Source organism: Caulobacter sp. GSs2 (assembly GCF_058680895.1).
Genome location: NZ_CM178725.1, coordinates 1,487,878 through 1,503,048 on the forward strand (window position 1 = coordinate 1,487,878; position 15,171 = coordinate 1,503,048).

The window sequence follows — 15,171 nt, forward strand, 5'->3', positions numbered from 1 at the left end:
CTGGAGAGTCCTGATGGCCCCTGCGTCCCAAAGCCCCCTCGCGATCGTTCGCCAGTTCATGAAGGCCATGGAGCCGCTGGACTATGACACGGCCATGAGCCTCGTCGCCGACGACTGCGAATATGTGAACCCGCCGCCCCTGCCGGTCGTCCATGGTCCGGCCGGCATTCGCAGCCTGCTCGAGCCGTTCTTTGCGCCGACCCTGGAGAATGAGTTCCGGGTCCTGCGCGAGTCCGCCAGTGGGTCGCTCGTGTTTCTGGAGAGACTTGACCGCCATCGCCTCGCCGACAAATGGGTCGAACTGCCGGTGACGGGCGTGTTCGAAGTCCATGACGGCAAGATCACCTACTGGCGCGACTATTTCGACGCAGCCTCGATCATGTCGCAGTGGCCCACCGGCTAGACGCGGAACCGGGCCCCCTTAAGGGCAAAAACCCGACGGCCTGCGACAAACCGCGCTGCATCACCTAACGGCCGTTAACCAAACGTTGGGCGCTTGGGCTGGATTCTGCATCGACAATCTCGTTGCCGGATTCCCCGCCCATGCCCGCCCTGCCCGAAATTCGCGGCCTGAAATATCCGGACGAGTTCGTCGCCCGGCATTTCTTCAAGCGCTGCCTGCATCAGCGGACCGGCCGGGTGGTCGAGCTGGGCGGCGGGACGGGCAATAATCTGTCGCTCTACGCCGCCTATGGCTGGTCGCTCACCGACGTGGACTATTCGCAGGCCGCTCTCGACGACGCTGCCTTCAATCTGGACGGCAAGGTCGAACTGATCCGCGCCGACCTGTCGCAGGGCCTCCCGGACCTGGGCGAGGCGCCGATCGACGTGCTGCTGATCCCCAACCTGCTCTGCTACCTCACCGACGCCCAGGCGAGAGCGGTGCTGACCGCTGCGCGCAAGAGGCTCGCTCCCGGGGCCGAGGTCTTCGTGCGCACGCGGCTGGTCGACGACTATCGCTACGGGAAAGGCGTGGAGGAGGAACCCAACGGCTGGCGGCTCGACACCCCGGAGACCGGCGAGGCCGGTCTGTTCAATCTTTTCTATACCGCCGATGGTCTGGTGCAGCGCCTGGTCCAGGAGCTAGGCCTGGTGGAGCCCACGGCCCTGAAGGTATCGTTCGACAACATCCAGAACGGCGTGCGCGTCGCGCCCAACAGCGATCTGGTCGTCTGGGGCGCCGTGGCATGAGCGATCGCGTTCGCATCATCGGCGGCGGCCTGACCGGTATTCTGGCGGCCTTCGAGGCCCATCGCCTGGGCTGGCGCGACATCACAATCCAGGAGCGCTTCGAGGCCCTGGGCGGCGTGGCGCGGCCCAGGCTCCGGCACGGCAAGGAGATGCGCGACGGCTGCATCTATTTCGGCGGGCCTGACAGTCAAGGGAGGGGCGATCCGATCGTCGAGATGCTGACCGCCCATGGCGCCAGCTTCGAGACCTTCGACAATCGCTTCGGCTCGGTCAGCCTGGGCGCTGACGGCCACCGGGTGTTCACCTGGGACTTCGGGGGTCCGGCCGTCGACTGCGCCGTGACCAGGATCGGCAGGCCGGCCGGCGACAGCCTGGCCTCGCGCATCGCCGCCTACCCCGCCCCCATCGCAGCCCAGCTGGAAGCCTATTGCCGCTGGCATCTGGAAACCGACCTTGAGACCGTGCACGGCGAGGCCGCCATCCCGCTGGCCATCAACCGCGTGTTTCCGGCCGCCGCCGATCTGAACGACCTGGCCCGGTTGAAGGCGACCAACCCCTGGGCCGACGAGCTCTACGCCATCCCGCGCGGCCTGTCGGGCCGCACCGCCAACCTGACCGCGACCCTGCCGGTCGGCGGCTTTTCCGCCCTGTTTGATGCGTGCCACAGGGCGCTGCTGACGCTCGGCGTGAAGGTCGAGCTCAACGCCCTGGTCTCGCCCCGCGCCCTAATGGCCGCTCCGCAGGCCCATGAGACCGTTGTCTGGGCCGCCAATCCGACGCCGCTGTTCAAGCCGCTGGGCCTGGCGACGCCCAACCTGCTCAAGAAGAGCTTCGCCACCTATGTCTTTGAGGTGGACTTCGACGGGCCGTGCCCGGTCTATGTCCAGAACTTCACTGCCCAGGGCGCGGCGTTCCGCGTCTACCTGTACGAAAGCGGCGGGCAAAAGCTGGCTGTGGCCGAGTGCGTGCGCGAGGCCGATCTGGCCAGGCTGCCTACCGAGATGCGGGTCCTGATGTCGGGCTTCGGGTCGCTGAAGGTCGGCGCCCTGCTGCACACCGACGTCCAGCCCCGCTGGATCTATCACACGCAGGCCGCCATCGACGGCCTCAAGGCCCTGCGCGGCGAACTGGCGGCGCGGTTCGGCGCGAGCTTCATCCCCGGCGCCTGGGAGCCCTATGCCAAGGCCGCCAAGCTGGCGGAGGTCAATGCGGCCCTGCTGGCGGCCCGCGAGGGCGCGCCCGCCCTGGCGCCCATGGTCGCGAAGGCCGGATGAGCCTGATGACCACGGCGGCGATCATGCAGCCGACCTATCTGCCCTATCTGGGCTATTTCCAGCTGATGGCGGCCAGCGACGTGTTCGTCTTCCTGGACGACGTGCAGTTCGCCCGCCGCTCCTGGCAGTCGCGCAACCGCATCCTCACGGCCAATGGCGAGCTGATGCTGACCGTGCCGGTGAAAAAGCACGACCGCGACACGCCGATCTGCGCCATCGAGATCGACGACAGCCAGGGCTGGCGCGACAAGCATCTGGCCGCCATTCGCCACGCCTATGGCAAGCGGCCCGCCTTTGCCGAGGGCTGGGCCTTCGTCTCCCAGCAGCTGGCGCTGCATCCGGGCGGCAGGCTGGCCGACCTGACCTGCGGCATGGCGGTAGCCGCCGCCGAACAGATGGGTCTGTCGCCGCGCTTCGTGCGGGCCTCTGAGCTGGCGGCGGCGGGCGCGCGGTCCGAGCACCTGCTGGCCATCTGCCAGGCCGTCGGGGCCACGGCCTATGTCTCGCCGATGGGCTCGGCCGACTATATGGAAGAAGACGGCGTGTTCGCGGCGGCGGGCTTTCCGGTGCGGTTCCAGAGCTTTGTTCAGGTCGACTATCCGCAGGGCCATGGCCCGTTCGTGCCGTTCATGGGCTTTGTCGACGCGCTGATGACTGTGGGATGGTCTGGGATGCCGGCGCTGGTTTCGCCCACGCCCTGACGCCCTCTAGAGCAAAGGTCGCCATGATTGAATCATGTCGTTTGCTCTAGATTCTTGTTTTGACGCGTTATTTCGGCGGCGAACCGGTATCCACTTCGCCGAATAACGCTCTAGATATCACCCTGCACATGTCCCATCTTCCCTCCAACAGGGGAGAAAACTCGCATGACTCAGGCCAAGTCCGTCGTCGTCACCGGCGTTTCCACCGGCATCGGCTGGGCCATCACCAAGGTGCTGACCGTCAAGGGCTTCCACGTCTTTGGCAGCGTGCGCAAACAGGCCGACGCCGACCGGCTGCAGGCCGAGTTCGGGTCGGGCTTTACGCCTCTGATCTTCGACGTCACCGATGAGGCCGCTGTAGGCGCCGCCGCGCGCAAGGTCGAGGCCGCCCTGGACGGGGCCACCCTGGCGGGCCTGGTCAATAATGCCGGCATAGCCATAGCCGGCCCCTTGCTGCACCTTCCGGTCGAGGAGTTTCGCCAGCAGCTGGACGTCAATCTGACCGGCGTCGTCATCGCCACCCAGGCCTTTGCCCCGCTGCTGGGGGCCGGCGGCGCCCCTGTGAGCACGCCCGGGCGGATCGTCAACATCTCTTCGGTCGGCGGCAAGAACGCCAACCCGTTCATGGGCCCCTATTGCACCTCCAAGTTCGGTCTCGAGGGCCTGTCGGAATCGCTGCGCCGTGAGCTTTTGCCCTTCGGGGTCGACGTGGTGATCGTCGCGCCGGGCGCGGTGGCCACCCCGATCTGGGACAAGGCCGACAGTGTCGATGTCACCCGCTATGACAACACGATTTATGCCCCGGCCCTGGCCGGGATGAAGGCCTTCATGCTGTCGATGGGCAAGTCTGGCCTGCCGCCGGAAAAGATCGGCGAAACCGTGCACACGGCCCTGACCACCCCGACACCCAAGACCCGCTACGTGGTCTCGCCCGACCCCTTCCAGGTGTTCATGACCGGCGTCCTTCCCAAGCGGACGCTGGACAGGATCATCGGCAAGCGGCTGGGGCTGTTGCCGGCGGGGTAGCCTAACCCACCATCGACCAGTCCAGCGGCTCGCCGCGGGTCAGGTCGCGCGACGCCTTGCCGGCCAGCACCTTGTCGAGGTCGGCCGGCGGCAGGCCGTTGCCGGGGCGGACCGAACGGACATTGGCCTTGGTCAGCGGCTCGCCGGCCTTCACATCAGCGGTGACATAGAGCGAGCGGCGGAAGAGCAAGGACGTCGCCTCCGAGCCCAGCGTGTCGTAGTGGGCGCGGCCCAGCGAGGCCCAGGCGTTCTTGGTATCGTCGACCAGGGCCTTGAACTCAGAGGGCTCCAGGCTGAAGGCCGCGTCAGGGCCGCCGTCGGCGCGGGCCAGGGTGAAGTGCTTTTCTACCGCACAGGCGCCGACTGCGACCGCCGCCACCGAGGCCGCCGTGCCCGGCGTGTGGTCCGACAGGCCGACCGGGCAGCCGAAACGAGCGGCCATGTCGGCGACCGTCCGCACATTGGCGTCGGCGAAGGTGGCCGGATAGCTGGAGACGCAGTGCAGCAGCAGCACGCCATCGGCTCCGGCCCCCAGGGCAGTGTCGAGCGCGGTCTGCATCTCCCGCAGGTTGGCCATACCGGTCGAGATGATCAGCGGCTTGCCCTTGCTGGCGGCGTATTTGATCAGCGGAATGTCGACGGCCTCGAACGAGGCGATCTTGAAGGCCGGCGCGCCCAGGCTGTCGAGCAGATCGACCGCCGTGTCGTCGAACGGGCTGGAGAAGATGGTCACGCCGCGCTGCCGGGCACGCTCAAAGATCGCCGCGTGCCATTCGAACGGCGTGTGGGCCTCTTCGTAGAGTTCGTACAGGGTGCGCCCGTCCCACAGCCCGCCGTGGATCTTGAACTCGGGGCGGTCGACATCCAGCGTGATGGTGTCGGCGGTGTAGGTCTGGATCTTGATCGCGTCGCAGCCGGTGGCGGCGGCGGCGTCCACCATGGTCAGGCAGCGCTCGAGGCTGCCGTTGTGGTTGCCCGACAACTCACAGATCACATAGGGCGCGAAGTCCGCGCCGATCTTGCGGCCGGCGATTTCGATAGAGGGGGCATCGGTCATGGCGCGGTCCGGAGCAACATGGTTTCCGGCAGTTTAACCCGGGAAAGGTGGACGAGGCGTCAATCGCCGCCGCCTCCGCCTCCGCCATCTCCGCCGCCGTCCCCATCGCTGGAGCCGTCGGCGTCGTCTGACTTCGACCCTTTCGATGAGGAGCCGATGTGGACCCCGCCGCCATCGCCGCCGTCACCCGTCTTCCTGTCCTTTTCCCTGGCCTGGCCGGACGCCATCATCGCCACGCCTGAGCCGGCGCCGATGGCGACCCCGAGGCTGAGGCCCAGGGCCAGATTGTCGAGCGCCAGACCCAGCGCCACCCCGATGGCGATCCCCACGCCAATACCGATCGGCAAACCCGCTTTCACGATTTCCCCTGTTACGCGGCCATCGCGTTGAGCTGGAATCGACACTATATCTGCGCCCATGTCGACCTCAACCGCCCCCCGCCACACCCGCTGCCTGATCATTGGTTCAGGTCCCGCCGGCTACACCGCCGCCATCTATGCCGCGCGCGCGCTGCTCAAGCCTGTGCTGATCTCTGGCATCCAGCCCGGCGGCCAGCTGACCATCACCACCGATGTCGAGAACTATCCGGGCTTCGCTGATGTGATCCAGGGCCCGTGGCTGATGGACCAGATGAAGGCCCAGGCCGAGCACGTGGGCACCGAGTTCGTCAACGACATCGTGCTGACCGCCGACCTGTCCAAGCGGCCTTTCCACATCACCACCGACAGCGGCCAGGACTGGCTGGCCGAGACGGTGATCATCGCCACCGGCGCCCAGGCCAAATGGCTGGGCCTGGAGAGCGAGAGCCGGTTCCAGGGCTTTGGCGTCAGCGCCTGCGCCACCTGCGACGGCTTCTTCTACCGCAACAAGGAGGTCGTGGTGGTCGGCGGCGGCAATACGGCCGTCGAGGAGGCCCTGTTCCTGACCAGCTTCGCCAGCAAGGTCACGCTCGTGCACCGCAAGGAAGAACTGCGGGCCGAGAAGATCCTGCAGGAGCGCCTGCTGGCCCACCCCAAGATCGAAATCGCCTGGAACAGCGCCATCGACGAGATCGTCGGCGACACCAATCCGATGGGCGTGACCGGCGTGCGCCTGAAGAACGTGGTCACCGGCGACCTGAGCGAGCTGAAATGCGACGGCGTGTTCATCGCCATCGGCCACGCCCCGTCGTCAGAGCTGTTCAAGGGTCAGCTGGAAACCCACGCCAACGGCTATCTGACCGTCAAGCCCGGCACGACCTCGACCGCTGTACCCGGCGTCTATGCGGCGGGCGACGTCACCGACGACATCTATCGCCAGGCCGTCACAGCGGCCGGCATGGGCTGCATGGCCGCCCTGGAGGCCGTGCGCTTCCTGGCCGAGGAAGACCACGTCCGCGACCATCACCCCATCAGCCACGCCGAGGCCGAGAAGATCGGCGTCTGGTAGGGCTATTGCAGCGCCCGCCGCCTAGTTCAACGGATTGAACAAACTCGGCGGCCGCGGTTTCGGCTTGGGCGGCGGCGGCGGGGGTTTGGGGGCCTCGACCACCGCCGGCTTCTCGGCCGCCACCTCGGGCAATCTGTCCAGCGCGCGGTTGATCTCGGCGATCTCTTCGGGCGTCGGGATGCGGCGACCGGCGACCGTGCCTTCCAGGCGCAGGCGCTCGCCACCGGGGGCGCTGGCGTCAGGGGTCATGACCAGATGGGCCCCCGGGGCCAGGGTGGTGGGCACGAGACCCGCCGCCTGGGCCTGAGCCAGGACCTGGGCATTGACCACCGACCCGGCGGCCAGGGCCTCGGCGGGCGCGGCTTCCAGGGTGCGGTCGTCGCCGGCCAGCAGGATGTCGGCGGTGACGTCCTCGCCGCCGCGATACTTGCCGCGGAACGCCGCCAGCGTGCCTGAAGGTCCGGTCCAGCGGTAGAAGATGTGCTGGCCCACCTGGCGCAGCTTGACCAAGGTCGGGGCCCAATAGGGCGCGACATAGCTGGCGTGATAGTGGGTGGCGACGCCGACATCCTTCATCACAAAGCCGTTCAGGGCGCGGCGGGCCACCGACTCTGCCGTCGCCCACAGCACCGGATTGGGCTCACGCGCCAGGGAGCCATCGCAGGTGAAGCTGAACTGGCAGCCCGTGGCGCGGGCCGCGCCTTCATAGATCACGCCGCACACGGTCTTGGGATAGCCGGGGTGGCGCATGCGGTTCAGCACCGTCTGGGCCACGGCTTCCTGGCCGGCCAGGGGCTCGAAGGCGGACTCGAAATAGACAGCCTGGGCCAGGCAGCGGAGCGCCTTGGTGCGGTCCTCCCCCGACGCCTTCAGCACGAAGGGTCGGGCCGCCTCGATCTCGAGCGGCGCGGCCAGACGCAGGGAATTGATCAAGCGGGCGGTGTCGAAGTCGGGCGTGACGTCTGAAAAGCGCGGGATTGAGGCCAGATCCAGCCGCTCCCAGCCCTCGACCCGACCCCAGTAGTTGGTGTGCGGTCGCGGATCATGCCGACGCGCCAGGGTCAGCATGGCCGGATCCATATTGGCCACATAGCGCGCCAGGGCCGCGTCGGAAAAACCGCGTGTGATCCGCGCCACGCCGGCTTCGCGACCATAGCCGCGCGGCACGTAATAGGTGGCGCACGCGGAAAGGCCGCCCAGCAGCAAAAGCCCCAGGGCGGCCCTGACTAGACGCTTGGAAACCGGCGCGAGCACGAGGCGGCTATTTGCCGCCCAGGGTCGCGCGGATCATCCAGGCGTGTTTCTCGTGAGCCTGCAGGCGCTGGGTCAGTAGGTCGGCGGTGGCTTCGTCACCGGCCTCATCCGCCGCCGGGAAAGCGGCGCGCAGGGTGGCGATCACCGTCTCGTTGTCCTTTTTCAGCTCGGCGAACATGCCTTCCCAATCCTGTTGGGGATCGCCGTCCTTGATGCTGGAAAGGTTGCCGAAGGCGGCATAGCCCTGCGGCGCCAGCTCGCCCAGAGCGCGAATACGCTCGGCGATGGCGTCCAGCGCCGTCCATTCCTCGGTATACTGACCTTCCAGCAATACGTGCAGGGACTGGAAGTTGGGGCCCCGGACGTTCCAGTGATAGCCGTGCGTCTTGAGATAGAGCGCATAGCTGTCAGCCAGCACCCTGTTCAGTCCGGCGGCGATCTCGGAGCGTTGCTCTGCAGACAGTCCGGTATTGGGCGCGACAGCCATCGTGATCTCCCGTGTTGCGTGTCCTAGGTAAGCTCGTCCATGGTCTTGGCAAGCCCTGTTTGGGCGGAGAGCGACAAAGGTGGGTCACCCCGCATCATCACCGATCGTCAGAGACCGTGAACGGCTTCACGGTCTCATTAGCGCGTGGCTGATCCCTCCCGTTCCACCGCCCGCCTGGCATTGCGCCGTGGCGGCGCTGATCGCGGTCTCGGCGGCCGTCCTGATGCGGATTGCGCTTCTGGGCCTGAGTGGCGGACTCGGGGCGACCCAGCCCTTCTTCCCGGCCATCGTGCTGGTCGCCCTCTATGCCGGCTGGCGGTGGGGCCTGGCGCCCATCATCAGCGGCGCGGCCTTTGGCTGGTGGCTGTGGGGAGGCCGCTACGGCGAAACCCTGTCGGAGGACGAGATCGCCAGCATGGTGATCTTCCTGATCTCGGCCGCGATCACCCTGGTCGTCGCCGAGGCGCTGCGCGGAGCCATGCTCAGCCTGGCCCAGGCGCGCCGCGAGCGGCAAGACGCGCAGGTTCGGCTGGAACTCGTCCAGACCGCCGCCAGCGTCGGGCCCTGGGAATGGGATATCGTGACCGATAGCCTGCACCTTTCGGCCAGTGCGCGGCGAAACCTGGGCCTGCCGCTGGATGAGCCGATAGACTGGCCGCGCATGAACGCGGCGTTCCATCCCGACGATCGCCAGATGGTCCGCGACAGTATCCGCGCCTCGGTGCGCCAGGGCGGCCCGTGTGAGGTCGAGTTTCGTCTGGCGGATCTGAGCCAGGGCGAGCGCTGGATTCATGCCCGCGGCGAGGTGCTGCAAAACGCGGCAGGCCGCTCGGTCCAGATGCTGGGCCTGAACTTCGATGTCACCAGCCGCCGCCGCGACGATGAACGCCTGCGCGAGAGCGAAGCGCGGTTCCGTAGCCTCGCCGACAGCGCGCCGGCCCTGATGTGGATGTCGCGGGTCGACGGCCAGCGCGAGTTCGTCAACAAGGCCTATTCGGACTTCGCCGGAATCGACTACGAGACGGCCCTCCACCTGGACTGGCGCACCCGACTGGATCCGCGCGACCTGCCCAGCATCCTCAAGGGCCAGATCGCCGGCGAGGGCTCACGCAAGCCGTTCTCGCTCGAAGGTCGCTATCGCCGCGCCGATGGCCAGATGCGCTGGCTCAAGTCGTTCTCCCAGCCACGGCTCAACCCGGGCGGCGGCTTCGACGGCTTCATCGGCATCGCCTTCGACATCACTGACGCCAAGCAGGCCGAGGCGGACCTGGCGGGGGTTAACGAACTGCTGGCCGAGAGGGTGCAGGCCGCCGTGGCCGAGCGCGACGCCGCCCAGGCCGCGCTGTTCCAGTCGCAAAAGCTGGAGGCCATCGGCCAGCTGACCGGCGGGGTGGCCCATGACTTCAACAACCTGCTGACCGTGATCATCGGCGCGCTGGACGTGGTGGACCGCAATCCGGACGACCTGGCCCGGCGCCAGCGGATGATCGCCGCCGCCATGGCCGCCGCCAAGCGCGGCGAGAAGCTGACCCAGCACCTGCTGGCTTTCGCCCGCCGCCAGCCGCTGCGCCCCGAGGCCTGCCCGATCGACCGCCTGATCGCCGAGAGCGAGGGCCTTCTGCGCCGCGCCCTGGGCGACGCCTACGGCTTCCACCTGCGGCTGGGCGGCGGCGTGCGCAACGCCCTGGTCGATTCCGGCCAGTTCGAGGCGGCGCTGCTGAACCTGGTGGTCAACGCCCGCGACGCGACCCCGGCCGGCGGCGAGGTGACCATAGAGACGCGGCCCGTCACCCTGACCCAGGCGGTCGGCGACGTTGGCCCGGGCCAGTATCTGCGCGTCGCGGTGCGCGACACCGGCTCCGGCATGGACGCCGCGACCGCAGCCCGGGCCATCGAACCCTTCTTCACCACCAAGCCGCCCGGCGAAGGTACGGGCCTGGGCCTGTCGCAGGTCTATGGCTTCGCCCGCCAGAGCGGCGGCTCGGTGGATATCGAGACCCGGCCAGGACAGGGCACGACCGTGGCCATGCTGCTGCCCATCGCCGAGGCGGCCGACCTGACCGTCGGCGGAACCGTCATCGACCCTGTGGCCGGACAGGTCCCGTCGCGCGTGCTGCTGGTCGAGGATGACTCCGAGGTGGCCGAACTGGTCGACGCCATGCTCCAGGAACTGGGCCATACGGTGATCCGCGCCGGCGGCGTGGACGAAGCGCTGGAGCGCCTTGAGCAAGACGCCGCCATCGATCTGGTGCTCAGCGACGTGATCATGCCCGGCGGCCGCAGCGGCGTGGATCTGGCCGAGCGCCTGGCGACGGCTCGCCCCGGCCTGCCGGTGGTGCTTTGCTCTGGCTATACCGGCGGCGAACAGGGCCGCGCCCAGGCCGGCGCCTGGCCGTTCCTGAGCAAGCCGTTCTCGCTGGACAGCCTGGCCAGGGTGCTGACCGAGGCGCGGGCGGGTTGAGACGTTAGGGGCCGGGACGCCCCAGCAACACGCCCCTTTGCATTCCCATCACAAAGGTCTATATGTCGTTTCGTCACTTATGCTCAATTTCAGCATAAGCCGAGCGTCGGAACGGTTCACCCTGCTCCGGCGTTTTTTGAGACCCTGGAAATGCTCAGTTTGAGCATAACGGAGAATCTGATGGCCGACGGTTTTGCCGCGCTGGACTTTACCCCTGACGTCGAGGTCCAGACCTCGAAGATCTGGGACAAGGTGAAGAACCACGTCACTCCGATGGAGTGGCGGCTGCATGCGCCCCTGATCGCCGAGATCAACCGGCTGAAGCGCGAGAAGAACGCGGTCATCCTGGCCCACAACTACATGACCACCGAGATCTTCCACGGCGTGGGCGATTTCGTCGGCGACAGCCTGGCCCTGGCCCGCGAGGCCGCCAAGTGCGACGCGGCGATCATCGTCCAGGCCGGCGTGCACTTCATGGCCGAGACCAGCAAGGTGCTGGCGCCGGACAAGCGTGTGCTGATCCCCGACCCGCTGGCCGGCTGTAGCCTCGCCTCCTCGATCACCGGCGCCGATGTGCGGATGATCAAGGCCCGCTATCCGGGCGTCCCGGTGGTCACCTATGTCAACACCACCGCCGACGTGAAGGCCGAGACCGACATCTGCTGCACCAGCGCCAACGCGGTGCAGGTGGTGGAGTGGGCGGCGCGCGAGTGGGGGACCGACAAGGTCATCCTGATCCCCGACGAGTTCCTGGCCCGCAACGTGGCCCGCCAGACCGACGTCAAGATCATCGCCTGGCAGGGCCGCTGCGAGGTGCATGAGCGCTTTACCCGCCAGGACATCCTGGACCTGCGCGAAAGCTATCCCGGCGCCGAAATCCTGGCCCACCCCGAGTGCCCGGCCGAGATCCTGGAAGAGTCCGACTTTGCCGGCTCGACCGCCGCGATGAACGACTATGTGATCCAGCGCAAACCCAAGCAGGTGATCCTGATCACCGAGTGCTCGATGGCCGGCAATGTCGAGGCCGACGCGCCGGACACCGACTTCATCAAGCCCTGCAACCTGTGCCCGCACATGAAGCGGATCACCCTGCAGAACATCTACGACGCCCTGGTGTTCGACCGCTACGAGGTGACGGTGGATCCCGCCATCGCCTCGGCCGCGCGCCTGGCCGTGCAGCGGATGATCGACCTGCCCCCGCCGCTGATCCCCGCCCGCTACGACCTCGTGAAGGCTCGCCATCACGTGGACGTGGAGCTGATCTAGTCCGTTTGAACGGACGGGTTGTGGAGTTTGAGATGACCGACCGTGTGATCTTCGACGGTCCCGTGATCCTCGGGGCCGGCCTCGCGGGCCTGACCGCCGCCCTCGCAGCGAAGCGAGCGATGGTGCTGTCGCCGACGCCGCTGGCGACAGGCTGCTCCAGCGCCTGGGCGCAGGGCGGCATGGCCGCGGCCCTGTCGGCGGACGACACCCCGGCCCTGCACGCGGCCGACACGGCCGCCGCCGGCGCCGGCCTGTGCGACCTCGAGGCCGTCGAACTGCTGACCCGCGAAGGACCGGACGCCGTCCGCGCCCTGGCCGCGCTGGGCGCGCCGTTCGATACGAAGGACGGCGACTTCACGCTCAGCCTGGAAGCGGCGCACTCCAAAGCCCGCGTCGCCCGCGTGGGCGGTGACGGGGCCGGGGCCGCGATCATGGCCGCCGTCATCACCGCCGTCCGCGCCGCGCCCGCCATCGAGGTGCGCGAGAAGGCCCGCGCCCGCCGGCTGCTGCAGGACGCGACCGGGCGCGTCGTGGGTGTGCTCGCCGAGATCGATGGCAAGCTGGTCGAGATTCTGAGCCCCTCGGTGATCCTGGCGACCGGCGGCGTCGGCGGCCTCTATGCGGTCACCACCACGCCCGCCGAAGTGCGCGGCGAAGGCCTGGGCCTGGCGGCGCTCGCCGGCGCGGTGATCGCCGATGCCGAGTTTGTTCAGTTCCACCCCACCGCCATCGACATTGGCCGCGACCCCGCGCCCCTCGCCACCGAGGCCCTGCGCGGCGAGGGCGCGATCCTGCGCAATGCAGACGCCCGCGCCTTCATGGCCGACTATCACCCGGCCCGGGAACTGGCCCCGCGTGACGTGGTGGCCCGCGCCATCCACGCCGAGCGGGAGGCCGGCCGAGGCGCCTTCCTCGACGCCACGGTCGTGGTCGGCGGCCACTTCCCCAAGGAATTCCCGGCCGTGTTCGAAGCCTGCATGAGCGGCGGCGTCGATCCGCGCCGCGCCATGATCCCGGTGGTTCCGGCCGTGCACTACCACATGGGTGGCGTCGCCACCGATCTGGACGGTCAGACCTCCCTGCCCGGCCTCTACGCCGCCGGCGAGTGCGCCGCCACCGGCGTGCACGGCGCCAATCGCCTGGCCTCCAACAGCCTGCTGGAAGCCGCCGTGTTCGGGGCCCGCGCCGGTCGCGCGGCGGCGAAGGCGCATCCTGCCGCCGGCCAGCCCGTCTCGCTGGTCCCGACGCCCGACCTGCCCGCCGATGTCCTGCAGACCCTGCGCAAGGCCATGAGCCGCGACGCCGGCGTGATCCGCGACGCTGAGGGCCTGACCCGGCTGCTCGGCGTGATCGAGGCTCTGGAAGCCGCCTATGGCCGGGGTCCGATCCTGGCCGCCGCACGGCTCATCGTGACCTCAGCCCTGGGCCGCCACGAAAGCCGCGGCGGCCATAGCCGCGCCGACTTCCCCGCCACCGACCCTGCCGGCATCCGGACTTTCGTCACCCTCGACGGACGCGAGCCCGGCTTGCGATACGCGGCGGAGTAGGGGTACGTTTCGGGAACGGAGATGCGATCATGACGACATCCGAGCCCAGCTTCGCCGAGCGTGGCGGAAGCGAGTTCCTGTTCGACTTCGACACGTTCGAGCGCATGGACCAGGCTGGCGTCCTGCGACTTGCCTCCGGTCATGTGGAACTGATCGAAGGGAAGATTCTGCAGATGGCGCCGATCTCAGCCGACCACGGCGACGTCTCCACGAACGCGGCCGTATCGCTCACGAACCGATTGACGGCGAGCGGCCTCGGTCGGGACGTGTACCGCGTCCTCGTCCACGTCACGCTGAAGATTGGCGAACACAGTGCGCCAGAGCCCGACGTCCTCGTCGCGCGCCCATTGGACGGGCGAAAGTATTGTGAGACGGCCGACGCCGCGCTCGTGGTCGAGGTCTCGATCTCGACGCGCGACGGCGACCTGAACATCAAGGCGCCTCTCTACGCCCGAGCAGGCGTTCAGGAACTGTGGCTTGTCGAACCCGAGAGCCGAAAGGTCAGCGTTCTGCGCGAGCCGCGTCCTGACGGGACCTGGGCCTCGACCACTATCCTCGAAGGCGACGCGACCGTCTCGCCGCTGTTCGCCCCGCAGATCAGTATTCCGCTGTCGGAGTTGTTTTGACGCTTTCCCCCCTCCCCGACCTCCTTGTTCGCCCGATCATCGAACTCGCCCTAGCCGAGGATCTCGGCAGGGCCGGCGACATCACCGCTCAGGCCTGTATCGACGCCGACGCCCGGCTGTCGGTGGCGTTCGCCGCCCGCCAGGACGGCCGCGTCGCGGGCCTGTCCTGCGCGCGCCTGGCCCTGGCGGCGATGGACCCGTCGGCGAGCTTCGAGATCGTCACCCCCGACGGCGCCGACGGCGCGCCGGGCACGGTGTTGGCCCGTGCCGAGGGCAATGCCCGCGCCGTGCTGGCGGCCGAGCGGACCGGGCTGAACCTGCTGGGCCGGCTGTCGGGCATCGCCACCCTGACCCGGGCCTATGTGCGCCTGATCGAGGGCACGGGCGCGATCATCGTCGACACCCGCAAGACCACGCCGGGCCTGCGGGCGCTTGAGAAATACGCCGTGCGCTGCGGCGGCGGGATCAATCACCGCTTTGGCCTGGATGACGCCATCCTGATCAAGGACAACCACGTCGCGGCTTGCGGCGGGGTCGGCGAAGCCGTCCGCCGGGCGCGGGCCTTCGCCGGGCATCTGGTCAAGGTCGAGGTCGAGGTCGACGGCCTGGACCAGCTGGAAGACGCGCTGAAGCACGGCCCGGACGTGGTGATGCTGGACAATTTCAGCCTCGACGACCTGCGCACGGCCGTGGCCCTGGCCAAGGGACGGGCCGTGCTGGAGGCCTCCGGCGGGGTCAACCTGACCACCGTGCGGGCCATCGCCGAGACCGGCGTCGACGTGATCAGCGTCGGGGCCCTGACCCACTCGGCGCCGGTGCTGGATATCGGGCTGGACGCGGTTTGAGTCTTTAG

At 68.2% G+C, this 15,171-nt stretch carries 15 protein-coding genes; 11 read left to right on the forward strand and 4 right to left on the reverse strand.

Annotated elements, in window-relative coordinates:
• Positions 1–13 precede the first annotated feature (13 nt).
• The 5 genes from ACW17Z_RS07225 (at position 14) to ACW17Z_RS07245 (ending at position 4,192) form a co-directional block, all read left to right on the forward strand.
• Complete coding sequence (locus ACW17Z_RS07225; protein ID WP_492058168.1) at positions 14–403, forward strand: limonene-1,2-epoxide hydrolase family protein; 390 nt, start codon at positions 14–16, stop codon at positions 401–403.
• Between the two features lie 140 nt (positions 404–543).
• A complete protein-coding gene (locus ACW17Z_RS07230; RefSeq protein WP_492058169.1) occupies positions 544–1,191 on the forward strand; it encodes a class I SAM-dependent methyltransferase in 648 nt (215 codons plus the stop codon).
• On the forward strand, positions 1,188–2,465 hold the full coding sequence (locus ACW17Z_RS07235) for a flagellin modification protein FlmF (RefSeq protein ID WP_492058170.1): 1,278 nt from the start codon (positions 1,188–1,190) through the stop codon (positions 2,463–2,465). Before ACW17Z_RS07230 ends, ACW17Z_RS07235 begins: the two co-directional genes overlap by 4 nt.
• Positions 2,462–3,166: a WbqC family protein gene (locus ACW17Z_RS07240; protein ID WP_492058171.1), complete on the forward strand. Its 705-nt coding sequence runs from the start codon at positions 2,462–2,464 to the stop codon at positions 3,164–3,166. Before ACW17Z_RS07235 ends, ACW17Z_RS07240 begins: the two co-directional genes overlap by 4 nt.
• A gap of 165 nt (positions 3,167–3,331) precedes the next feature.
• A complete protein-coding gene (locus tag ACW17Z_RS07245) occupies positions 3,332–4,192 on the forward strand; it encodes an SDR family oxidoreductase (protein WP_492058172.1) in 861 nt (286 codons plus the stop codon).
• A 1-nt stretch (position 4,193) separates the two neighbouring features.
• On the opposite strand, the gene pseI is transcribed toward ACW17Z_RS07245, so the two are convergent.
• On the reverse strand, positions 4,194–5,249 hold the full coding sequence (gene pseI / locus ACW17Z_RS07250) for a pseudaminic acid synthase (protein ID WP_419320164.1): 1,056 nt from the start codon (positions 5,247–5,249) through the stop codon (positions 4,194–4,196).
• A gap of 59 nt (positions 5,250–5,308) precedes the next feature.
• On the reverse strand, positions 5,309–5,608 hold the full coding sequence (locus ACW17Z_RS07255) for a glycine zipper domain-containing protein (protein ID WP_492058173.1): 300 nt from the start codon (positions 5,606–5,608) through the stop codon (positions 5,309–5,311).
• Between the two features lie 58 nt (positions 5,609–5,666).
• On the opposite strand from ACW17Z_RS07255, the gene trxB reads away from it, so the two are divergent.
• Positions 5,667–6,677, forward strand: a complete 1,011-nt coding sequence (gene trxB, locus ACW17Z_RS07260) for a thioredoxin-disulfide reductase (protein WP_492058174.1) — start codon at positions 5,667–5,669, stop codon at positions 6,675–6,677.
• A 21-nt stretch (positions 6,678–6,698) separates the two neighbouring features.
• On the opposite strand, the gene ACW17Z_RS07265 is transcribed toward trxB, so the two are convergent.
• On the reverse strand, positions 6,699–7,931 hold the full coding sequence (locus tag ACW17Z_RS07265) for a cell wall hydrolase (protein ID WP_492058175.1): 1,233 nt from the start codon (positions 7,929–7,931) through the stop codon (positions 6,699–6,701).
• Between the two features lie 7 nt (positions 7,932–7,938).
• A complete protein-coding gene (locus tag ACW17Z_RS07270) occupies positions 7,939–8,418 on the reverse strand; it encodes a Dps family protein (protein ID WP_419320158.1) in 480 nt (159 codons plus the stop codon).
• 187 nt (positions 8,419–8,605) lie between these two features.
• On the opposite strand from ACW17Z_RS07270, the gene ACW17Z_RS07275 reads away from it, so the two are divergent.
• The 5 genes from ACW17Z_RS07275 (at position 8,606) to nadC (ending at position 15,163) form a co-directional block, all read left to right on the forward strand.
• Positions 8,606–10,879, forward strand: a complete 2,274-nt coding sequence (locus tag ACW17Z_RS07275; protein WP_492058176.1) for a hybrid sensor histidine kinase/response regulator — start codon at positions 8,606–8,608, stop codon at positions 10,877–10,879.
• Positions 10,880–11,059: 180 nt separating this feature from the next.
• Positions 11,060–12,145: a quinolinate synthase NadA gene (gene nadA, locus ACW17Z_RS07280; protein ID WP_492058177.1), complete on the forward strand. Its 1,086-nt coding sequence runs from the start codon at positions 11,060–11,062 to the stop codon at positions 12,143–12,145.
• A gap of 32 nt (positions 12,146–12,177) precedes the next feature.
• Positions 12,178–13,692, forward strand: coding sequence for an L-aspartate oxidase (locus tag ACW17Z_RS07285; RefSeq protein ID WP_492058178.1), 1,515 nt, complete (start codon positions 12,178–12,180; stop codon positions 13,690–13,692).
• Positions 13,693–13,721: 29 nt separating this feature from the next.
• The gene (locus ACW17Z_RS07290) at positions 13,722–14,318 is read left to right on the forward strand and encodes a Uma2 family endonuclease (protein WP_419320154.1); all 597 of its coding nucleotides are present in this window, start codon (positions 13,722–13,724) and stop codon (positions 14,316–14,318) included.
• The gene (gene nadC / locus ACW17Z_RS07295; protein WP_492058179.1) at positions 14,315–15,163 is read left to right on the forward strand and encodes a carboxylating nicotinate-nucleotide diphosphorylase; all 849 of its coding nucleotides are present in this window, start codon (positions 14,315–14,317) and stop codon (positions 15,161–15,163) included. Before ACW17Z_RS07290 ends, nadC begins: the two co-directional genes overlap by 4 nt.
• The last annotated feature ends 8 nt before the right edge of the window (positions 15,164–15,171 follow it).